The 22,307-nt window shown below is 59.7% G+C and carries 17 protein-coding genes and 1 other RNA gene; 6 read left to right on the forward strand and 12 right to left on the reverse strand.

Annotated elements, in window-relative coordinates; translation table 11 throughout:
- Positions 1–36: 36 nt before the first annotated feature.
- Complete coding sequence (locus ACNSPV_RS12280) at positions 37–1,920, reverse strand: M23 family metallopeptidase (protein WP_348583185.1); 1,884 nt, start codon at positions 1,918–1,920, stop codon at positions 37–39.
- Between the two features lie 176 nt (positions 1,921–2,096).
- Positions 2,097–2,966 carry an RluA family pseudouridine synthase gene (locus tag ACNSPV_RS12285; RefSeq protein WP_348583184.1) on the reverse strand — a complete coding sequence of 290 codons (870 nt, stop codon included), beginning with the start codon at positions 2,964–2,966 and terminating at the stop codon, positions 2,097–2,099.
- Between the two features lie 152 nt (positions 2,967–3,118).
- On the opposite strand from ACNSPV_RS12285, the gene rnpB reads away from it, so the two are divergent.
- The 4 genes from rnpB (at position 3,119) to ACNSPV_RS12305 (ending at position 7,674) form a co-directional block, all read left to right on the forward strand.
- An RNA gene (rnpB, locus tag ACNSPV_RS12290) (RNase P RNA component class A) lies at positions 3,119–3,456 on the forward strand.
- Between the two features lie 203 nt (positions 3,457–3,659).
- On the forward strand, positions 3,660–5,585 hold the full coding sequence (locus ACNSPV_RS12295) for an NAD(+) synthase (protein ID WP_348583183.1): 1,926 nt from the start codon (positions 3,660–3,662) through the stop codon (positions 5,583–5,585).
- 3 nt (positions 5,586–5,588) lie between these two features.
- On the forward strand, positions 5,589–5,942 hold the full coding sequence (locus ACNSPV_RS12300) for a NusG domain II-containing protein (RefSeq protein ID WP_005940047.1): 354 nt from the start codon (positions 5,589–5,591) through the stop codon (positions 5,940–5,942).
- Between the two features lie 19 nt (positions 5,943–5,961).
- Positions 5,962–7,674: an LCP family protein gene (locus tag ACNSPV_RS12305; RefSeq protein ID WP_348583182.1), complete on the forward strand. Its 1,713-nt coding sequence runs from the start codon at positions 5,962–5,964 to the stop codon at positions 7,672–7,674.
- Between the two features lie 189 nt (positions 7,675–7,863).
- Here ACNSPV_RS12305 and ACNSPV_RS12310 read toward each other — a convergent pair whose 3' ends face one another.
- Entirely contained in the window at positions 7,864–9,042 is a 1,179-nt protein-coding gene (locus ACNSPV_RS12310) for a phosphopentomutase (protein WP_339395175.1), read from the reverse strand.
- A 436-nt stretch (positions 9,043–9,478) separates the two neighbouring features.
- On the opposite strand from ACNSPV_RS12310, the gene pyk reads away from it, so the two are divergent.
- Together pyk and ACNSPV_RS12320 are read left to right on the forward strand one after the other, a co-directional pair.
- Positions 9,479–11,233: a pyruvate kinase gene (gene pyk / locus ACNSPV_RS12315; protein WP_339395176.1), complete on the forward strand. Its 1,755-nt coding sequence runs from the start codon at positions 9,479–9,481 to the stop codon at positions 11,231–11,233.
- An 18-nt stretch (positions 11,234–11,251) separates the two neighbouring features.
- Positions 11,252–11,704: an S-ribosylhomocysteine lyase gene (locus ACNSPV_RS12320; RefSeq protein ID WP_348583180.1), complete on the forward strand. Its 453-nt coding sequence runs from the start codon at positions 11,252–11,254 to the stop codon at positions 11,702–11,704.
- A gap of 87 nt (positions 11,705–11,791) precedes the next feature.
- Here the strand turns inward: ACNSPV_RS12320 and ACNSPV_RS12325 are convergent, their stop codons facing one another.
- The 9 genes from ACNSPV_RS12325 to dnaB all read right to left on the reverse strand — a co-directional run bounded on the left by ACNSPV_RS12325 (position 11,792) and on the right by dnaB (position 22,296).
- The gene (locus ACNSPV_RS12325; protein WP_348583179.1) at positions 11,792–12,559 is read right to left on the reverse strand and encodes a copper homeostasis protein CutC; all 768 of its coding nucleotides are present in this window, start codon (positions 12,557–12,559) and stop codon (positions 11,792–11,794) included.
- A 158-nt stretch (positions 12,560–12,717) separates the two neighbouring features.
- Positions 12,718–13,566: an HAD family hydrolase gene (locus ACNSPV_RS12330; protein WP_348583177.1), complete on the reverse strand. Its 849-nt coding sequence runs from the start codon at positions 13,564–13,566 to the stop codon at positions 12,718–12,720.
- 18 nt (positions 13,567–13,584) lie between these two features.
- Entirely contained in the window at positions 13,585–14,574 is a 990-nt protein-coding gene (locus tag ACNSPV_RS12335; RefSeq protein WP_348583176.1) for a LacI family DNA-binding transcriptional regulator, read from the reverse strand.
- 197 nt (positions 14,575–14,771) lie between these two features.
- Complete coding sequence (locus ACNSPV_RS12340) at positions 14,772–15,572, reverse strand: hypothetical protein (protein WP_348583175.1); 801 nt, start codon at positions 15,570–15,572, stop codon at positions 14,772–14,774.
- Positions 15,573–15,642: 70 nt separating this feature from the next.
- Entirely contained in the window at positions 15,643–16,683 is a 1,041-nt protein-coding gene (locus ACNSPV_RS12345) for a hypothetical protein (RefSeq protein ID WP_348583174.1), read from the reverse strand.
- Positions 16,684–16,712: 29 nt separating this feature from the next.
- The gene (gene ftsH, locus ACNSPV_RS12350) at positions 16,713–18,863 is read right to left on the reverse strand and encodes an ATP-dependent zinc metalloprotease FtsH (protein WP_348583172.1); all 2,151 of its coding nucleotides are present in this window, start codon (positions 18,861–18,863) and stop codon (positions 16,713–16,715) included.
- A 33-nt stretch (positions 18,864–18,896) separates the two neighbouring features.
- The gene (gene hpt / locus ACNSPV_RS12355) at positions 18,897–19,445 is read right to left on the reverse strand and encodes a hypoxanthine phosphoribosyltransferase (protein ID WP_249236988.1); all 549 of its coding nucleotides are present in this window, start codon (positions 19,443–19,445) and stop codon (positions 18,897–18,899) included.
- Positions 19,442–20,896, reverse strand: a complete 1,455-nt coding sequence (gene tilS / locus ACNSPV_RS12360; RefSeq protein ID WP_348583171.1) for a tRNA lysidine(34) synthetase TilS — start codon at positions 20,894–20,896, stop codon at positions 19,442–19,444. The genes hpt and tilS overlap by 4 nt, the downstream gene beginning before the upstream one ends.
- Positions 20,896–22,296, reverse strand: a complete 1,401-nt coding sequence (dnaB, locus tag ACNSPV_RS12365; RefSeq protein ID WP_339395263.1) for a replicative DNA helicase — start codon at positions 22,294–22,296, stop codon at positions 20,896–20,898. The genes tilS and dnaB overlap by 1 nt, the downstream gene beginning before the upstream one ends.
- Between the last annotated feature and the right edge of the window lie 11 nt (positions 22,297–22,307).

Consider the following 22,307-nt stretch of genomic DNA (forward strand, 5'->3'; position numbering starts at 1 on the left):
GATGGGCCTTCTCCGGAGAAAAAGCCCTCTGCAAACTTACCTATACTTTCTGCGGTTGAACACATTCTGCGGCGCGATGTAGCTGCCGTTGCGGCGGATCTCAAAGTGGCAGTGGTTGCCGCTGGAGCGTCCGGTGCTGCCCACATAGCCAATCAGCTGGCCCTGCTTGACCGACTGACCAGAGTGCACCGCCAGCGACAGACAGTGCGCATACACCGTGGTGTAGCCGCTGCCGTGGCTGATGATGACGGAGTAGCCGTAACCCGTGCCGGCACCGGCCTTATTGTAGCCTGCCTTGGTTACAGTGCCGCCTGCCGATGCGTAGATGGGCGTACCCGCTGCAGCGCAGATATCCACGCCCTTGTGGCCGCTGCCGTACCAGCGCGAGCAGTAGCGGTAGCCGGGCACCGGCCAGATGAACTGACCGCTGCCGGTGATATAGGTGGTGCTGTTGGTCACCTTCTTGGTGCCCTTCACGATCTTTTCGGTGACAGGCTCCTGCACCACTTCCGTGCTCAGGATCTTCTGGGAAAGCTGGATGCCATCGGTGTTATAAACACGCTGTGCCGTGATCTGGCGCAGGCCGTTCACGCCGTTCTGCACCGTTTTCTTGGTGCCCACCGTGTACTCGTTGGAGGTAGTGGTCTCGGTGGAGTAGGGGATCTCTTCCTGCCATGTTTCCACCTTGGTGATGCGCACTTCCAGCGTGGCTTCCTGCTTGGTGACGATCAGTTCATCCCCTGCCTGAATGTTGGAGTTTTCATTTAACTGTGCGCCTTTGAAGCTGGGGTTCAGCTCACACAGCTCCCGGAAGGTCAGATCGTTTTTCTGGGCAATGCTCCACAGCGTATCGCCCATCTGCACAGTATAGATCTTTTCCTGCTGCTGCACACCGGAAAGCTGCTGCTCCACATCTGCTTCGTTCTGGAAGCTGTCGTTGAAGTAGATACCGTTCTCCAGCGTAACATCCTTATTGAAGCCCACGGTCATATTGGAATTTTCGGGGTCTTCATAGGGTTCCAGCAGGCTGCTCAGGTAGCTTTGCAATGCCGTGCCGTCATTGCACACGGCGGTCAGCTCACCGTCCAAGTACAGGGCCGTGCCCTCGCTGATCTGGTCGCTGGCGCTCTTCAGGATGGCGTCTGCCATTTCGTTTTCATCCAGAGTCTTATGGGCCACGGTAACGGTGTAGGTAGGTTCCACGGTCCACTCTGTGTGGTCGGTGCCGGCGTAATTGATACGCTCCTGCACTGCCTCACGGGCGGAGTTGAACACGTCCTCGTTGGCCACATAGCCCACGGTCTGGCCGTTCACCTGCACTTCCAGCGCGTAGGGCTGACGGATGGTTTTGTTGAACACGGTCACCATGACTGCCAGTGCACACACCGGCAGCACATACATGGCCATCCGCGGCAGGGTCCTGATATTGCGGCGCACGCCGCTGGTCAGATAATGTACACTTTCGCGGCAGGCCACGGCAAAGCCTTTTTCTTTGCGCACCCGATGGGCGTGGACCAGCAGAGAGCCGCAGCCCCGGAAAAACAGCCAGACGGGCCCGAACAGATCCCGGAACATCTGTGCAGCGCCCGGGAATGCGATGGCTGCCGTATTCCTCAGCAATGCCGCAGCAGAGTGCCACAGCCACAGCCAGCTGCTGCGCAGGCCGCGTCCGGCACGGACGAATACATACTCGGTGGAGTAGCCCAGTGCATACAGCGCCTCACCAATGACCGGAACGGCAACGTTCTGGGCGATCTTTCTGCTGAAATTGCTTACACGATTCTGCGTTTTACGGCGCAGCCGATGCCGGTGCAAAAGCCCCATGCACTGCAGCTGTGCCCAAAGGGAGCGCAGCTTCTGTCCCCACTTGGGCTTTGCCGGTGAGGCAGGCTGCTGCTCCTTTGTTTTATCTTCGATCAAAAGGTTTTTCTCCTTCCTTGCCGCCAGTGCACACAGCGGTGCGGGGGTAAGACGGCGGCGGTCTGAAACGTGCGCAGCCTTTTCCAGCGGCTCCGCGCACGCAGTTATCTTATTTTATTATACACCCTGTCGGCATTGAAACAAGCATTGTCACAAAATTTGGCAGGTTCTTTCACTTACTTTTCACCAAAAAGCTGTTTCATGTCCTGCGGCAGGGGGCTTTCCACCGTGACCATCGTGCTGTGCTCACGCACCGGCACCTGTACACGGATGCTGTCCGGCTGTCCGGCATATACCGGCACCTGAAAGCTCTGCCTTGCGCAGTGCAGCGCCTGACGGCCAATGCGTGCTCTGCTTCCGCCGTAAAGATCATCCCCCGCCAGCGGGTGTCCGATGGACGCAAAATGCACCCGGATCTGGTGCGTGCGGCCGGTCACCGGCACACAGGCGGCAAGGCTCAGGCCGTTTTCTGCCTTTAATATGGTATACTCGGTGCGGCTGGGCTTGCCATCCGGGGTCACACACCGCCCGATAATGCTCTCGGCCTGACGGCCAATAGGCGCATCGATCACGCCCGGGCCCAGCGGCAGCTCTCCCTCCACAACGGCATAGTAGAGCTTTTCCACATTCCGGGCCAGCAGCGGCGCAGCGTAGGCATGCTTCGCAGCCAGAACAAGGCCGCTGGTGTCCTTATCGATGCGGTTCACCGGGCGGAACACCGGGCTGATGCCCTGCTGCGCGGCCCATGCCGCATACCCGTTGGCAAGGGTATCGCAGGGGTAATTCAGGGTGGGGTGCACAGCCAGATGAGGCGGCTTTTCCAGCACCACCGCAAACGCATCCTCATAGACCACCTTTACCGGGATCTCCGGCTGCGGGGCCACGCCGTCCCCCTCCGGCGGCAGCTCAAAGGACACCACCTGCCCCGGGTAGACCCGGCGGTTGGCAAGGACAGGCTCCCCTTCTGCAAAGAAGCCGCCGCCCCGGAACTTGACTGCACGGGCAAGCTCGGTGGAGACGGCACACTGGCGCAGAAAATTGCGCACAAGCACGCCGTCCTGCGTCTGCGGCGTCTGCGGCACGGTAAATTCCAGCTGTATATGCCCCACCCCCTGTGCAAAAAATATATGAATATTATACCAAAAAACGCTTCTACTTGCAAATCCTGCTTTTTTATGGTATCATGAGGAGCGGAAAACGAGTGGAACATACGGCGGCGGGGCGGCTTTGACCGCTCTGAGGAAAGTCCGGGCCTCACAGAGCACGGTAACTGCTAACGGCAGCCGAGGGTGACCTTAGGGAAAGTGCAACAGAAAACAAACCGCCGCAGCAATGCGGTAAGGATGAAACGGCGAGGTAAGAGCTCACCAGCGCATGGGTGACCATGCGGCTTTGTAAACCCTACCGGAAGCAACGCCTATATGGGACGTACAGCGCTGCTCGCGTGTCCCGAAGGCGGCACGAACCTGTCAGCAATGGCAGGTCTAGACAGATCGTCGTTTAATACAGAACCCGGCTTACGGTCTATCTCGTTTTCCATTTCTCAGTCTTTGCTTCCCGCACATTTTTGTGTGGGATTTTTTATTTTTTGTCCTTCCCGCTTTCTCCGTCGGGAGCGGGCGATGCTGTTTTGTTTTTGTCATTGTTCTTTTACTTCCCGTTTGGGTCTGTTTGTGGTATACTATGTGCACTGCAGGAAATTGCAGTCAACTAAGAAAGACAGGATGTGAAAACCTCCGATGAAAGATGGTTTTTTGAAAGCAGCCGCCCTTTCTCCCGCACTGCGGGTGGCCGACTGCGCCTATAACGTCCGGCAGATCACCGAGGCTCTGCGCAAAGCCGCAGCCCGCGGCGTGAAGCTGGCCGTGTTCCCCGAGTTCTGCCTGACCGGCTATACCTGCGGCGACCTGTTTCTGCAGCGTACTCTGCAGACCGGCGCGCTGGACGCTTTGAGCGCCCTGCTGGCTGAAACGCAGGAGCTGGACGTGGTGGCTCTGGTCGGCCTGCCGCTGCTGGTGCACGGCAAGCTGTACAACTGCGCCGCCGTGCTGTGCCATGGCAGGATCCTGGGCCTTGTGCCCAAGACCTATCTGCCCAACTATGGCGAGTTCTACGAAAAGCGCCAGTTCACCCCGGGCAGCACCGAGGTGGAGCTGACGGAGGTGTGCGGTCAGCAGGTGCCCTTTGGCACCTCCCTGCTGTTCCGCTGCCGCCAGATGCCCAGCTTTGTGCTGGGTGTGGAGATCTGCGAGGATCTGTGGAGCGCCTTGCCGCCCTCCACCTTCCATGCGCTGGCCGGTGCGACCGTGATCGCAAACCTTTCCGCCAGCGATGAGACCGTCGGCAAGGCCGAATACCGCCGGGCGCTGGTGTCCAACCAGTCTGCCCGCCTGCTGTGCGGCTACCTTTATGCTTCCGCCGGGCACGGTGAGAGCACGCAGGACATGGTGTTTGCCGGACATGACCTCATTGCCGAGAACGGCACCGTCCTCTCTGAGAACGCCCCCTTTGACGGCGGCTGTGCCGAGACCGAGATCGACTGCCAGCGCATGGAAGCCGAGCGTGCCCGCAACACCAGCTTTGAGCCGGCCGGTGAGGGCTACCAGACCGTGGAGTTCGATCTGGAGCCGGTGGAGACCGTGCTGACCCGCTGGATCGATCCCGCGCCCTTTGTGCCCGGCGATCCCAAGCGCCGCGCTGAACGCTGTGAGCTTATTTTGAAGATGCAGGCGGACGGCCTTGCCAAGCGGCTGGATCATGCCCACGCCAAAACGGCGGTCATCGGCATTTCCGGCGGGTTGGACAGCTGTCTTGCGCTGCTGGTGGCCGTGCGTGCCATGAAGCAGCTGGGCCGCCCCGCCCGGGATGTTCTAGCTGTGACCATGCCCTGCTTCGGCACCACGAAGCGCACCCGCAGCAATGCAGAGATCCTGTGCGATGAGCTGCAGGTCTCCTTTAAGGAGATCGATATCGCCAACACGGTGCGCAGCCATTTTGCGGACATCGGTCAGGATGAGAGCGTGCTGGACGTCACCTTTGAAAACGGACAGGCCCGCGTGCGCACGCTGGAGCTGATGGACACCGCCAACCGCACCGGCGGTCTCGTGGTGGGCACCGGCGACCTTTCGGAGCTGGCGCTGGGCTGGGCCACCTACAACGGCGACCACATGAGCATGTACGGCGTCAACGCCGGTGTGCCCAAAACGCTGGTGCGCCACCTTGTGCGCTACGAAGCCGACATTGCCGCCACTGATGCTCTGCGCACGGTGCTGCTGGATATTCTGGATACGCCCGTCTCCCCGGAGCTGCTGCCCGCCAAGGACGGCGAGATCGCGCAGAAGACCGAGGACCTTGTGGGTCCCTATGAGCTGCACGATTTCTACCTGTATCAGGTGCTGCGCTTCGGCTTTGGCCCGGCCAAGATCTTCCGGCTGGCAAAGGCTGCATTCGCAGGCCGTCCGGAGTACCCGGACAGTGTGCTGTACAAGTGGCTGCGCAACTTCTACTGGCGGTTCTTTGCCCAGCAGTTCAAGCGCAGCTGCCTGCCCGACGGCCCCAAGGTGGGCAGCGTGACCCTTTCGCCCCGCGGCGACTGGCGGATGCCCAGCGATGCCTGTGCCGCACTGTGGCTGGCTGAGCTGGAACAATTACAGATCAAGGATTAACGCATGAAAAACAAAAAGCTGCTTACCAATCTTCTGTTTGCCGTGGTCATTCTGGCCATTGCCGCTGTGCTGCTGGTGGTACGCCGCGTGCACGCTTCCGGCTCCGGACTGCGGGCCGAGCTGATCTACGGCGACAACAACACCACCATGAACCTGCCGCTGGACGTGGATGAGACCTATGATGTGGATACCGGTTACTATACCGTCCACATTCAGATCAAGGACGGTGCAGCCCGGTTTGTGGATTCGCCCTGCCCGGATCACATCTGTGAAGGCTTTGGCTGGCTTTCCAACGAGGATCAGACCGCCACCTGCCTTCCCGCCCGTGCAGTGCTGACCATTGTACCTGTTTCCTGACAAAAAGGAGTGGTTTTGAATGATGGATGAAAACGATCGTTCCCACGAAGACCGCCGTTCTCTGCGGCACATCAGCCGCAAGGAAGGCTCCGATGATACTGCGCCCATCGAGGTGGACAGCTCGGCGTTCTTTTCCGAGACTCCTCCGGAACCGCCGCAGACCCCGCCGCCCAAGCGTCCTTCTGCCCAGAAGCCCACGCACAAGCATCACGATGCACCGGTACCGCCGCAGGCGCATCCGCCCGTGGACGGAGCTGTAGCAGTACCTTCCAAATGGGGGAATATTTTGCTGATCTTACAAGGCCTTTTAAGTGTTCTGGCTCTGGTGCAGCTGTGGCGCACCCAGATGCTTCCGGTTCTGTATCTGGTCATTCTGGCCGCGCTGCTGGCGCTGCTGTGGCTGCTGGTAAAGCGCTGTCAGGAGTACAACGTTCCCGGCAAGGTGGCCCGGGTGTTCTCGGTATTCCTGTGCGCCGCCATGGCGCTGGGCTGCTTCTGGGCCCAGCAGGGCCTTTCCGCTCTGGGCAGCATGACCTCCGGCCTGCTCACCGGTGCCGAGGCCAACAAGATCACCAAAGAGCCCTTTGTGATCTACCTCAGCGGTGTGGATACCCGCGGCGAGCTGACGGAAAATGCCCGCAGCGACGTGAACATCCTTGCTGCCGTGAACCCCGTCACCAAGCGGGTGGCCCTCGTCAATACGCCCCGCGACTATTACGTAGACCTTGCCGGTACCAGCAGCAAGGACAAGCTGACCCATGCCGGTCTGTACGGCGTGGAGACCAGCATGGAAACGCTGGGCAATTTGTACGGCGTCAACGTGGATCATTACATCCGCATCAACTTTGCAGGCTTCATCAGCATCATCGATGCGCTGGGCGGCGTGGATGTCTACTCCGATCAGGCGTTCACCTCGGTGGGCAGCCCCGGATACTACGACCCCACCACCTTTGTGGAAGGCTGGAACCATCTGGACGGTAAGTCCGCACTGGCCTTTGCCCGCGAACGCCACGCCTTTGCGTCCGGCGATATCCAGCGCGGCATCAACCAGATGAAGGTGATCGATGCCATGCTGAACAAGATCAAGTCCCCTGCCCTGCTGATGGGCTTTTCCAAGATCATGGATGCCGCCTCTGACTGCTTTGTGACCAGCTTTTCACAGGATCAGATCAGTGCGCTGGTGCGGATGCAGCTGAGCGACTTTGCCGAGTGGGATATTGAAAGCTATACCGTCACCGGCACAAGCTCCAGCAGCACCAAGTGCTACTCTGCCAAGGGACAGAAGCTCTACGTCATGAAGCCGGACGATTCTTCTGTAAGCAAGGCCAGGGAAATGCTCGCGTCCGTGCTGGGCGGTGAGGGCACCGTTGCCGACACCACCCAGAAGCCGGAAAAGACCGAGGTGTTCACCCCCACCACCGACCCGAACGCCGCCGTTTCGGAGGTGCCTGCCGAGAGCGTTCCCGAGGAAGTGCCCGCCGAGAGCGTGCCGGAAGAGACCGTCCCGGCCGACCAGCCTGCAGATGCAGAGCAGCCTGCCGACACCCAGACGCCGGAGCCGGAAGCTCCCGCTGAGGGCGAGACCGGCGGGGACACACCTGCCGAAGCCCCGTCTATCTCCCTGCCCACGCAGGAAGAGGTGGAACAGGCTGCATCGTCCATCTACAATGCGGCTTCCTCCATCTGGGGTGCCATTCAGGATGCTGCATCTCAGCAGAACGACGCGGCCTGACGATTTGAAATCTCCTCTGCGCAAGCTCCGGACTCTATAGCGGAAATATTATTTTATTTGCAAAACAGGAAACGACTGCGATCGTTTCCTGTTTTGCTTTTTCACCAGAAAGGCCGTGCCGCTGAACTGCATAAAAATGCCGCCTGCATCTTGAACCAATGCAGGCGGCTTTCTCATTTTATAAAATCATTACGCTTTGATCTCGTTCCAGACGCTCTTGCCATCCAGACTGGAAGCATCCACATCCAGATACTCGCAGATGGTCCGGGCAATGGTGCCAAAGCACAGACGAGTGCCAAGGTCAACGCCGGGCTTCACTCCCTTGCCGCAGATCAGGTACGGCACATACTCGCGGGTGTGGTCGGTGGTCTTGGTATAGGACGGGTCGCAGCCGTGGTCAGCCGTCACCATCAGGAGATCGCCCTCCCGCATCCCGGGGATGAAGTCTGCCACGAACCTGTCGAACTCCGTAGCAGCGGCGGCATAGCCCGCCACATCACGGCGATGGCCGTAGAGCATATCGAAGTCCACCAGATTTACAAAGGCAAGGCCCTCAAAGTCGCGGGTCTGCAGTGCCTTGGTGAAGGCGATGCCGTTGGTATTGCCGGTGGTCTTGATCTTCTCGGTCACGCCCTCGCCGTCAAAGATATCGAAGATCTTGCCCACGGCGATGACATCCCTGCCCGCGTCCTTCAGCAGATCCAGCATGGTGGCGCGGGGCGGCTTCAGGCTCAGATCGTGGCGGTTGGTGGTGCGGTAGAAGGTGTCGGCAGTATGGCCCAGGAAGGGGCGTGCGATCACGCGGCCCACACCGTACTCGCCCTTGAGCATTTCGCGGGCGATCTCGCAGTAACGGTAAAGCTCATGCACCGGCACCAGCTCTTCGTTGGCAGCCACCTGAAATACGCTGTCGGCACTGGTGTAGACGATAAGGGCGTTTTCTTTCATGGCCTGCTCGCCGTAATCCTTCAGCACCTGCGTACCGGAATAGGGCTTGTTGCACAGCACCTTGTGGCCGGTCTTTTCCTCAAACTCGTGGATGAGCGCCTCCGGGAAGCCCTCCGGAAAGGTGGGCAGCGGTTTGGGGCTTACCACACCGGCGATCTCCCAGTGACCAATGGTGGTATCCTTGCCCATGCTCTGCTCCTGCAGGCGGGCAAAGGAGCCAATGGGTGCATCGGTCTTTTCGCCTGCCGTGACGCCATCGATGTTGAACATGCCCAGTCTGCGCAGGTTGGGGCAGTTGAAGTTGGGATGCTTTGCAATGGCGCCCAGGGTGTTGGTGCCCTCGTCGCCAAAGGCGGCGGCATCCGGCTCTGCACCGATCCCAAAGCTGTCAAGGACGATCAGAAAAACACGCTTCTCCATATCGTTTTTTCTCCATTTCCTCCGGAGCATGCCCCGGATAAGTGATACTATCTTTACTTATCATTATAAGCAAATCCCGCACCGGATGCAAGCTTTTTCGCCCTCCTGCAAATATCCGTCATTTTCACCAAAATGTTCGTCATTTTGTTCACGAATCGACCGGGCGTTTTTTCGTTTTTAAGCGCAAATACGTCATTCTGCGGCAAAGATTTCTTGACCACCTAAAAAATTCAGCCACAGCGCAAAATTTCCCTTGCTCTATTGTATCCCAGCAGATATAATAATAGGTGGAAAAGTTTTGAACCACAGGATTTTTCCGCTTTTGTACCACAGCACGGGATTTTTCCCGTTGGCCGCGCGCAGCTGTCTGTATGACAGCGGACAGCCTGCCGCAAAATAGAGAATGTGAAGTAGTAGTTGGAGGTAGTAAAAGTATATGAGAAAAACAAAGATCATCTGCACTCTGGGCCCGTCCACCGATCAGGAAGGCGTTCTGCGCGAGCTGGTCGCCAACGGCATGAATGTTGCCCGTTTTAATTTTTCCCACGGCTCTCACGAGGAGCATCTGGGCCGCTTTGAAAAGCTGAAGGCCATCCGTGAAGAGCTGGGCAAGCCGGTCGCTGCCCTGCTGGACACCAAGGGCCCCGAGATCCGCCTGAAGGACTTCAAGAACGGCACCGAAATGCTGGAAGCAGGCCAGACCTTCACCCTGACCACCCGGGATGTGGAGGGCACCAAGGAGATCTGCTCCATTACCTATAAGGATCTGCCGCAGGACGTGCAGCCCGGCGGCACCATCATGCTGGACGACGGCCTGATCAAGCTGCAGATCATCACTGTGAACGATACGGACATCGTCTGCAAGGTGCTGAACAACGGCAAGATCAAGAACAAGAAGGGCGTCAATGTACCCGGCGTGCACCTGTCCATGCCGTATATGAGCCAGCGCGACCGCGATGACATCATCTTCGGCGCACAGCAGGGCTTCGACTTCATCGCTGCTTCCTTCGTGCGCACTGCGCAGGATGTGTACGACATCCGCAACCTGCTCAACGAGTACGATTCCGACATCCGCATCATTGCCAAGATCGAGAACCGTGAGGGCGTGAACAACATCGACAGCATTCTGGCTGCTGCCGATGCCGTCATGGTGGCCCGCGGCGATCTGGGCGTTGAGATCGACTTTACCGAGCTGCCCGGCATCCAGAAGAACATTATCGAGCGCTCCTTCTCCTTTGGCAAGCCCATCGTCACCGCTACCCAGATGCTGGACAGCATGATCGTGAACCCCCGCCCCACCCGTGCCGAGATCTCCGACGTGGCAAATGCCATCTACGACGGCACCTCTGCCATCATGCTTTCCGGCGAGACTGCTGCCGGTGCTTATCCGGTGGATGCTCTCAAGACCATGTCTGCCATTGCTGAGCGCACCGAGCAGGAGAACCACGCCCGCTTTGTTCCCCTCACCGAGAACACCGGCAAGATCAGCGTGAGCGATGCAACTGCACACGCTGCCTGCCTGACCGCCAAGGACGTGAACGCCGCAGCCATCGTCACCGTTTCCGAGTCCGGCAACACCGCCCGTCTGCTGAGCAAGTACCGCCCGGAGCAGCCCATTATCGCCTGCGTGATGAAGGAACAGGTACAGCGTCAGCTGGCCCTGAGCTGGGGCATCACCCCGCTGATGATGCCTCTGGCACACAGCACCGATGAGCTGATCGAAATGTCCACCTCTCTGGCCAAGGAAAACGGCTACCTGCACAACGGTGAGCTGGCAGTCGTGACCGCAGGCGTGCCCGTGGGCGTGTCCGGCACCACCAACATGATCAAGATCCACATGGTGGGCAACTGTCTGGCTACCGGCGTGGGCGTTGGCCGCGAGAATGCCGATGTGACCAGCGCTACCGGCAAGGCCTGCGTCTGCCGCACTCTGGAAGAGGTGCGTGCAAAGTTCAAGCCCGGCATGGTGCTGGTGGTCCCCGCTACCAGCAACGAAATGCTGAGCTATGTGCGCGACGCCGCCGCTCTGGTGGTGGAAGAGCCGGGCCTGAACAGCCATGCCGCCATTGCCGGCAAGGCCCTGCTCAAGCCCACCGTCGTGGGTGCTGCCGGTGCCACCAGCCACATCCGTGACGGCCTGATGGTCGCTGTGGACTGCGCGCACGGCAGCGTGCAGCGCCTGCAGGCATAAGCCAAAGGAGAAAAACTCATGGAACGCATTGCAAGCTTCTGTGTTGACCATACCAAGCTGGACCGCGGCATGTATCTGAGCCGTCAGGACGGCGATGTTCTCACCTGGGACATCCGCATGAAAAAGCCCAATCACGGCGACTACCTGACCACCGGTGCCGCCCACACGCTGGAGCATCTGTTTGCCACCTATGCGCGCAACAGCGCCTTTAAAGACAGCGTGATCTACGTTGGCCCCATGGGCTGCCGCACCGGCTTCTACCTGCTCACCCGCGGCCTGACCCCCGCTCAGGCACTGGAGTTAACGGTGGAGTCCTTCCGCTTCATGGCCGGCTTTGAGGGCGCAGTGCCCGGTGCCAGCGAAGTGGAGTGCGGCAACTACCGCGACATGGACCTGCCCGCTGCCAAGGCCGAAGCCGCTGCCATGCTGCCGGTGCTGGAAGCACTGACTGGCGACGAGCTGCATTACTAAGCTATCTTCACCCTTCAAATTCATCATCATAAAAAAGCGCTCTCCCACCGGATTTCCGTTGGGAGAGCGCTTTCGTTTTATTCGTTTTTAAAGGTTATCCAATGCCTGCCGTGCAGCACGGATGTTTGCTTCGCTGGTCTGCCACACCTCAAACTCCGAAAAGCCGGGCAGGCCCATGGGCACGCCCTCGCGCCGGAAGGTCATGCGGCTTTGCAGCACCTGTTTGCCGGAAAGGTGAAATGCCCGCACACCGGTTTGCGCGGCCAGCACCGGGATGTTCTGTGCCGAGACCCCGGCACCTGCTAGAATCTCCACATCCTTCCCTGCACGCTCTGTCAGCTGCCGTAGCAGTGCAGCGCCCTGCGGTGCGCTGGCCGCCTGTCCGCTGGTGAGGATGGTACAAAGGCCCATCTCCCGGGCTGTTTCCAGCGCAGCAAAGGGGTCCGCGCAGACGTCAAAAGCGCGGTGCAGGGTACACGCCACCGGACGGCCCGCCTTCTCTGCTGCCTTGCGTGCCGCCGCATAGATGGGCTGCATGGCTCCTGCATCCAGCGCACCCTCCGGGGTCAGCACACCGGTCACGATACCGTCTGCCCCGGCTTCCACCAGCTCTGCAGCCAGCTGTTCCATCTGGGCAAGCTCATAGCTGTCATAGCAGAAATCGCCAAAGCGGGGCCGCAGCAGCGCCCGCACCGGCAGGCCGGTCTCTGCCTTGACCTGCTGCACCAGCGTCAGGCTGGGCGTTGTACCGCCAACAATGAGGTCGGCACACAGTTCCAGCCGGTCGGCACCGCCGCGCTTTGCCGCCAGCGCACTGGCGGTGCTGTCCACACATACTTCCAGAACGGAACACATGATAATTCCTCCTTTTTTGCCGGATGGCACTCCGGCACTTTGTTTTATTCTACCACATTTTTCCGGTTTGTAAAATTATTTTATTGTGCTCCGGCGATGCGGCAGAAAAAAGGCTGCGGCCCGGGTCTTATCCCTGCCGCAGCCTTTGTTGTTTTTGTTCAGATCAGGCCAAGCGCCTTGAACTCCTTTGCAATGCCGTCCTCATATACCGAGGGCGCAATGCGGTCACAGCGCTTTTTCAGTGTTTCAGAGCCATTGGCCATACACACGCTGATGCCCGCCACATCGGTCATCTGCAGATCATTATCGCTGTCGCCAAAGCCAATGGTATCTGCCAGCGTACAGCCCAGATGGTCACAGATGGCCTTGATACCGGTGCCCTTATCAAATTTTCGGTTGATGAGCTCACCATTCACAAAGCCATCGGTCAGGCTGTCCAGCTTGCTTTCGCAGAACACGAACTGATCCGCATAGAGGCGCTTTGCCTCGGCAAGGTCGCTTTCATGGTCGGCAATGAATACGATCTTATACAGCGGTTCCCCTTTGTAATCGGACAGCGGCAGCATGGACATGCCATCTTCCATGGCTTTGCGCCAGCGCTCTGCTTCGCTGTTCAGCGGTGCGCCCTTCTTTTGGTGGATAAAACTCCACCTTTGGGTCATTTTGACACCGCCAAAAGTGGCATCCCGGGCTTCCAGCGTGCACTCCACGCCATGGCGTTCCAGCGCCGCGCGCACGCCTTCGGCCTGCTGCGGCTCCATGGGGATATCCACCAGAGTCTTGCCATCGCACAGCACATAACCGCCTGCACTGCATACCGCGCCCGCAAAGCAGCTGTGGCGCAGCAGCGGCTCGGTCATGCGGTGGTTGCGGCCGGTGCACAAAAACAGCTTGTGCCCGTTTGCTTTGGCGCAGTCCAGTGCGGCCAGTGTGCTTTCCGGGATCAGCATATCCCCCGGCGGCAGCAAGGTACCGTCAATATCCAGAAAAATCAATCTGTGATCCATATCATCCTTACCCTCTGTTTACAGAGAACCGCGCTCCACTACCTGATACCCCAGCGTCACCTGACGCACCGGGCCGCCATGTTCCTTCTCTTCCAGCATCTGCAGCAGGATCCGGGCGGCTTCCTGCCCCACCTGCTTCTGATAAAACCGCACCGTAGCCAGACCCGGGTCGGTCACACTGCCCGCCCAGCTGTCGCCAATGCCGGCAAGGCCCACATCCCGTCCGATCTGCCGTCCTGCCTGCTTGAGCGCATGCATGGCGCCAAAGGCCACCGTATCGGTCACGCAGACCACACCATCCAGAAACGGGCAGCGGGTCAGCAGCTCCTGCATACAGCGCTGCCCCTCTTCCACGGTGAATGCATTGCAACAGATGCGGGGCAGCTGGTCGCCATCCAGCCCTGCGTCCCTCAAGGCATCCTGCACGCCTTCCCGGCGCTGGATGCCGGTGGCATCGTCCCGTTCGGAGCCGCCAATGTAAACGATCCTTCTGCGGCCATGCTCCAGCATCCGCTGGGTCAGCTCCCGGGCGGCGGCATGGTCGTCGTTGTACACGCAGGCCACCTCCGGAAAACGCTGGCCTGTGACCACCACCGGTACACTGCAGTTTTTCAGCGCCTGTGCCAGCTGAGGGGTATAGTAGCTGCCCAGCAGGATAATGCCCGCCACGTGGTTGCGCTGCATGGCAGTCAGATAGCCCAGCTCCCGCTGGGCGTCCAGCTCGGTGTTTCCCAGCAGCAGCAGATAGTTTCTGGCATCCAGCTCACTGGCGATCCCGGCGGTGAGCTGCCCGACCGACTGGGAGCCGATGCTGGGGGCGATCACACCGATCTGATTCACTTTGCCGGTGCGCAGAGTCTGAGCGGTCGTATCGGGGCGGTAGCCGGTCTTCTCCACGACCTCCCGGATGATGGCGCGCTTCTGCTCGCTCAGAGGCCCGCCGTTCAGGTAACGGCTGACAGCTGCACTGGACACGCCAGCCATTCTTGCAATATCACTGATGGTCATATTCGCGGTACTTCCCTCTTTTGAGGTGCATTGTTGTGTGTAAACGTTTTCATGCTTATTATAAACCGCTTTCACCCGTCCTGCAAGATGTGCTTTTTCCGGTTTATCCCGGTATACGATTTGTTTTTTTATTGACCGTGCACAAAAGACGGCCTTTTCTCCCGGCGAAAAGCGACCATTTTCTCAAAGCAGACAGGTCACACTGCACCCATGCTCCAGGCACGCACCAGCAGCCCCAGCACCAGCGCCGCCAGCAGCACGATCATGACTGTCTGATTGCCGGAATTTTTCCGTTTCTTTTTACAATTTGTATTTTTGCGGTTCTTTGCAGAGCTGCCGCGGCCGGAATTGCTGTGCGCTGCCGTTCTCTTGCCGGAAGAGCGGCTGCTGCCCGTTTTGCGGCTCTGGGACTGCCTTGTGCTCTGGCGGGATGTACTGCGGGCAGCAGGCTTTTCTTCAGCCGGTGCACGGCTGGATGCAACAGGCTCCTTTGCCCCGCAGCGGGACAAAAACTCCTCTGCCTGACGGTAATAGCGGGCCAGCTCGTTTTCCCGGAAAGCCGTGCCCGCATAGGCATCCTCCAGACATTCGATGGCTTCGTTGAACAGGATCGCTGCCTGCGCCGCGTCAGTCTGGTCGGTGGCGTGGGCTGCTTCGTTGCGGGCCGTTCGCACGGTGTTGCAGGCGCGGCGGGCTGCACCCGGGCTGCTGGTGTTTCCCAGCAGATCCAGAGGCTTTTCCGCATCCTTTTCCGGATCCAGCAGCACACGCATACAGATGGTGGTGTCCAGCTGCTGCCAGCTGCTCTTGCCGGAAAGATCCGGCATCCGGTCATAGTAGTCCGGGCTTTCCTGCTGGCGCTGGGCAATATGGTCAAGCAATGCGCCCAGACTGTTGGAGCCGGGCTTGTGCTCCCAGTGCCAGCGCAGCAGGCGGCGGCTGATCTCATCGCAGGCGGTCTTGATCTCAAAAGCGGCCTGTAAGGCTTCTTCCGGCATGGTCGGGTTCTCCCTTCTGATATACAAAAAGCGGAGAAGGCAGATCAGCCCTCTCCGCTGCTGTTTGTGTTTACAGTACGAACTGATAGTACACGAAGCCGCACAGCGCCACAGCCGCGCAGATGACGGCAGTGATGGGCGGCACCCAGCGGATCAGCGTTTCTGCCACGCTGTCGCGCTCGTCCTCGTACTCCTCATTGTCCTCATAATCAGGCTCCGTCTGCTGGGCCGCCGGCTGTGCACGGCGGGAGGCGGCAGGCATCACACGGGTGCCTTCCTCTGCCTGTGCACGCGCTGCCCTGTCCGGGAACTGTTCCCGCATTCCGTCATCCAGCATACGGGTCGGCTCTGCAGCAGGCTCCTGCGGCTGCGGGCGGCGCGGTGCGCCCATGATGCGGGTGGGCTCCTCCTGTGCCGGCTGCACAGGGGCGGCTCCCATGATACGGGTCGGCTCTTCCTGTTCCGGCTGCGGCGCCAGAGGAGTTTCCAGCTCCGGCTCGGTCTGGGCAGGCTGTTCCGGCTGCAGCAGGGTGTTCAGCGCGTTCTGCAGCAGGATGCGGTCACAGCCGCACTCCGAGCAGTAAACGGTGTCTTCTTCCTTGGGATGGAACGCACCGCAGGCGCAGTACCAACCGTTTTCAAACACCTGAGGCTGATACTTCAGCTCCGGGCGGTTCATGCGGACCTCCAGCGCCTTTTCCAGCTCCGCAGACAGACGCTTGGGGGCAGGCAGGCGCACACGCTTGATGGCATCCAGATGCACCACCCGCTTGCCGTTGTACACATTGCACAGCGAAACATCCACGCTGGTGATCGCCTTGGAGGTAACGAACACGGCATCATCCATGCCAAACATTTCGCCGGGCTTCACTTCCAGATCGCGGTATTCGAACCGGTCTTCGCACAGGATCACACCGTCTACGCCCTTGCACTTGAAGTGGATCTCCAGCGCAGTCAACGTCACCTTGGAAATGTTCTTGAAGGTCAGGCAGACCGCGTGCTCACCGCTGACATCCCCCTTGAGCAGCTCCACGCAGACGAACTGCACCGGACTGCCGGGGGTGTAATAGTTTGCGCGGGTCCGTGCGACCGGGTTAAAATTTTCCTCCACGACACTCGCTCCTTTCCATTTGGATCAAATCAGTTCTGCGGGTCCTGTGCATCCGGCGTTTCCGGTGCAGCGGTCTCCGGCAGCGGCTGGGCCGTTTCGGCCTGTTCGGCAGGCTCCGCAGCTTCTGCAGGCTGCGCCTGCTCTGCGGTCTCGGCCGGTGCAGCCTGCACGGTCTGCTCCGGCTCATCCCCTTCACGCGGGGGCAGGGTGCCGCCCGCCATGATGGTGTTGAACTCCTGCTCGTTGAGTTTTTCGCGTTCCATCAGAGCCTTTGCCAGCGCGTGCAACTGATCGATGTGCTCGGTCAGGGTGCGGCGGCAGGTCTCGTAGGCTTCGTCGATGATATCCCGCATCTCGCCGTCGATCTCGGCAGCAGTGGTCTCGCTGTAGCCCTTGCCCTGACCCAGATCGCGGCCCAAGAAGGTCTCCTCCTGAGAGGTGCCGTACACCACAGGGCCGAGCCGCTCCGAGAAGCCGTACTTGGTGATCATCTGGCGGGCAATGTTGGTAGCCTGCTGCAGATCATTGGAGGCACCGGTGGAGATATCCTCCAAAATCAGCTGTTCGGCCACGCGGCCGCCCAGACTGGAAACGATATCCTCGAACATTTCGCCCTTGGTCACATAGCTGCGGTCTTTCTCGGGCAGATACATCGTGTAGCCGCCTGCCTGACCGCGGGGGATAATGGTGATTTCGTGCACACGGGGATGATGCTTGCAGTAGAAGCCCGCCACCGCGTGGCCTGCCTCATGGTAAGCAGTCAGCTTCTTTTCCTCGGGGGTCACAACGCGGCTCTTCTTTTCGGGGCCGGCCATGACCTTCATGGAAGCTTCCTCGATATCCTCCATGGTAATGGCCTTGCGGTTGCGGCGTGCAGCCAGCAGGGCCGCTTCGTTGACAAGGTTCTCAAGATCTGCGCCCGCAAAGCCTGCGGTGCGCTGTGCAATGACCCTGAGAGAGACATCCGGGGCCAGCGGCTTCTTTTTGGTGTGGACCTTGAGGATCTCCTCACGGCCCTTGACATCCGGCAGGCCCACGTAGACCTGACGGTCAAAGCGGCCCGGACGCAGCAGGGCCTTATCCAGAATGTCGGCGCGGTTGGTGGCCGCCATGACGATGATACCGTCGTTGGCCTCAAAGCCGTCCATTTCCACCAGCAGCTGGTTCAGGGTCTGCTCGCGTTCATCGTGGCCGCCGCCTAAGCCGGCACCACGCTGACGGCCCACAGCATCGATCTCATCAATGAAGATGATGCAGGGCATGGACTTCTTGGCCTTATCGAACAGGTCACGCACGCGGGATGCACCCACGCCGACGTACATTTCCACAAAGTCAGAGCCGGAAATGGAATAGAACGGCACACCGGCCTCACCGGCGCAGGCACGGGCCAGCAGGGTCTTACCGGTGCCCGGAGGGCCTACCAGCAGAACGCCGTGGGGAATGCGGGCACCCAGAGTGTTGAACTTTTCAGGGCTCTTGAGGAACTCCACGACCTCTTTCAGCTCTTCCTTTTCCTCGTCCTCACCGGCAACATCGGCAAAGGTAGCCGTCTTTTTGTTCTCGTGCTCATCCTTCACCTTGGCCTTGCCGACGTTCATGATCCCGCCGCCGCCAGCGCCGCCGCGCATCATGGAGAAGAGCAAAAAGCCGGTGCAGCCCAGCATTGCCAGATAGAACAGGATCTCCATCCATGGGATGCTTTCCTTGACAGGGGTATAATCGTACACCATGGGAGCATCCGGGTTTGCTTCGTCATAGGCAGCAATGTAGTCGCCCACATACTTGACGAACATGGAGGCATAGGGCAGTTTGTAGCGCACCGTCACAGTGCCGTCGCTGTTCTTCTGCGCAGCGGATGCAGCGCTGTCCGAAGAGGACAGCATCCCGCTCAGCAGACCGCCGGTAGCCTGTGTGGTGCTCGGGGCCGTGGTATCCGGCAGGGGCAGGTTATTTTTGCCGCCTTCCTTGATGTCCATGGTGATGACGCCGGTGTTCAGGTCCAGCGAGAACTGCGTGACCTGCAGGCTTTCAAAGTAATGCACCACCGTGGAATACTCCATGGAAGAGCTGCTGGCAGAGCCGGTGCCGCCCAGCACCGACCAGACCATCAGCACCGCCGCCAGCGCCAGCGCCAGGATCAGCGGATTGAAACGGGGTCTCTTGGATTGCAAAAAAATCAACTCCAGTTCTTGGATGAATTATAGTGTGAGAAATCACTTCTCGTAGACTTCGGGCTTGAGCACACCCACATAAGGCAGGTTGCGGTACTTTTCATCGTAGTCCAGACCGTAGCCCACCACGAACTCGTCCGGTACCTGGAAGCCCTCGTAGTCGGGCTGGATATCGGCCTTGCGGCGGCTGGGCTTGTCCAGAATGGTGCAGATCTTCACCGAGTTGGGGTTGCGCATCTTGAGCATGGGCACAAGGTTCGAGAGGGTGACGCCGGTATCCAGAATATCCTCCACGATCAGCACATCCTTACCGGACAGATCGCCGTCCAGATCCTTGATGATCTTTACAAGGCCGCTGGTAACGGTGTTGCTGCCGCCGTAGCTGGACACCACCATAAAATCGATGCTGCACGGAATGCTCACCGCACGCATCAGGTCGGCCATAAACACCACCGAACCCTTGAGGATGGACACCAGAACAAGGTTTTTGCCCTCGTAGTCCCTGCTGATCTGTGCACCCAGCTCAGCCACCTTTGCCTTCAGCTCTTCTTCACTGACCAGAACGTTCTTGATATCATCATGCATGCTCATGATAGTTCCTCCCTATGTTCCATTTCCATCTGCAGCACCTGTGCAGTGTCCTCGTCCGGGGCAAGGCCCTCTGCAAAGCCTGCACCGCAGACCCAGAGCACCTCGCTGCCCGCCGCCAGCAGCGGCAGCTGGTCACGCATCTGCGCGGGGATGCCCGCTTCGTTCATCCACTTGCGCAGCCGGTTGTGCACACTTCGTCCCGCCGGGCGGTAGACATCCCCCGGCTGGCGGGTGCGCAGAACAAGACCAGCATACAACGTAGTTATTCTAGCATAATCCGCCTGATTTTTTAAGTCTTTTTTATGAACGACTTGTATTTTTTCTTCAAAATCAGCCGTAAAAAGCTCCGCAGTCACCTTCCAGCCGCCTGCAAAGCCGTATTCTGCCTGTTTTTCCGGCACAAAAGGCCAGCTTTCGGGCTGCGGCGTGGTCTGCCTCTGCGGCAGCTCCGGAACCTCTTCCTGCCAGAAAAAGCCCTTCCCTGCACAAAAGCGCACCCGGCCGGTCAGCTGCACCGCGCCGCTGCCGCGCCGCACAAGGGCGCACAGCAGCTGCACATATTTTTCCTCTGCGTCCCGCAGGGGAGCCGTCAGCGAATGCATGGCCGCTTCCAGAACAGGCGCATCCGCAGCGGAAAGCGGGCCCAGTCGCCACACCCTGCAGGCGTCCGGGGCCCTGATGCCGGCCTGAGTCCCATCCAGACGCGCAGCGGAAAGCAGTTCCTGCGCTTTCCGGGCAAAGTAGTCATCCGCCCGGGCCGCTTTTTCGCAGAAGCGGGCAAGGTTTTCCACCGCTGCGCCGTTGGTGCTCTGCAGTGCAGGCAATGCCGCACGGCGCACCCGGTTGCGGGCATAGGCATCGGTCTCGTTCGTCTCGTCCGTCACCCAGCGCTGCCCGGCTGCACGGCAGAAGCTTTCGGTATCCTGCCGGGTAAGGGGCAGCAGCGGCCGCAGATAAGGCCCGCGTCTGGGCCGGATGCCTGCTGCGCCGTGCATCCCCGTACCCCGGGCCAGACGCAGCAGCAGGGTCTCCGCCTGATCATTTGCAGTATGGGCTGTTGCAACGGCGTCTATCCCCTCCCTGCACAAACGCGCAAAGCAGGCGTAGCGCAGGCGGCGGGCCCAGTCCTCCCCGGCATGTTCCGGCACAGGGCCAAACTCTTCCACATGGAACACCCGCAGCGGCACGCCCAGACGGGCGCATTCGGCACGCACAAAAGCTTCGTCCCGGTGGGCGCTCTCACCCCGCAGGCCATGGTTCACATGACAGGCAGAAAGCTCAAATCCGAACTCCGGCTGCAGGGCCAGCAGGATACGCAGCAGTGCCATGCTGTCTGCCCCGCCGGACACTGCCGCTGCCAAATGCAGCTCATGCAGCGGGGCACCCGGGGTCAGCAGTGCTTCCCGCAGACAGTATTCCCGCACCCGGGCAAGGATCGTTTCGTTTTCCATCAGCGTTTGAAATCCACATCCATAAAGCGGGTGTGGGCACCATCCCAGCCCAGCGGCACCGTGCTGGTCTCGCCGTGACGGTTCTTTGCCACGATGCACTCGGCGGTATCGGCGTCCACCTCCGCGCCGTCCGGGTTCTGGCTGGCATAGTAGGAATCGCGGTACAGAAACAGAACGCAGTCGGCGTCCTGCTCAATGGAGCCGGAATCACGCAGGTCGGAAAGCTGGGGCCGGTGGCTGGAGTTGTTGCCCTGTTTTTCCACCGCACGGGACAGCTGGGAAAGCGCGATGATGGGCACATTCATCTCCTTCGCCATGATCTTGAGGTTTCGGGTAATGGAGCTGATCTCCTGCACGCGGTTCTCGCTGCGCTGGCCGGTGGTCATCAGCTGCAGATAGTCGATGACGATGAGGCCCACGTTCGGGCGGGTGGGGTCCTGATTCACCCGGCGGATCTTTGCCTTCATCTCGGTGATGGTGATGCCGGAGGTATCGTCCATATAGATGGGTGCATCGTGCAGCTTTTCGGTGGCAAGAGCCAGATACTCCCAGTCCTCGGCACGCAGGGCGCCGGTGCGGAAGGCCTGACTGTCGATGCCGGCCTCAGCAGAAAGGATACGGTTGGTCAGCTGTTCCTTGGTCATTTCCAGACTGAAGATCGCCACCGGGACCTTTTGCTGCATGGCCACGCGGGTGGCGATGTTCAGCGCAAAGCTGGTCTTGCCCATACCGGGGCGGGCCGCAAGGATGATGAGGTCGCCGCGGCCAAGGCCGGTGAGCACCGTATCCAGCAGGCGGAACCCGGTGGGGATGCCCTTGTATTTATCCGCATCCGGGCCGCTGATCTTCTGCAGGTTGGTCAGGGTCTCCACCATGCTGGAGGAAAGCGGTGTCAGTGCGCTGGAATCGCGGCCAGAGCGGATCTCATAAATGCGCTGTTCCGCGTTTTCCAGCAGCAGGTCGGCGTCCGGCTCATCTCCGGCATCCTGCAGGATGTCCTTTGCCACCCCCATCAGCTGGCGCACCAGATACTTTTCCTGCACGATCTGGGCGTAGGCCTTCACATTGGAGATGCTGGGCACCGTCTCGGCAAGGCCGGTCAGGTAAACCTTTGCTTCGTCGGCACTGGGGAACACGCCGTCCGAGATCACCGCGTCCAGCAGGGTAACAAAGTCGATGGTCTGGTCGGCGGTGAACAGGCGCAGCATCTCCGAATAGATCTGCGCGTTCTGCCGGGTATAGAACATCTCCGGCCGGATGATCTCCACCAGATCGGTGAGGGTCTCTGGTTTGAGCAGCACCGCGCCCAGCACGCTCTGCTCTGCCTGCATGTTATAGGGCAGGTTGATGCCCACACTTTCCAGATTCAGTTCATTGGAATAACGTCGTTCATTCGGCATGGTCATTTATC

The sequence above is a fragment of the Faecalibacterium sp. 3 genome (assembly GCF_048323735.1).
Lineage (GTDB): Bacteria > Bacillota > Clostridia > Oscillospirales > Ruminococcaceae > Faecalibacterium > Faecalibacterium wellingii.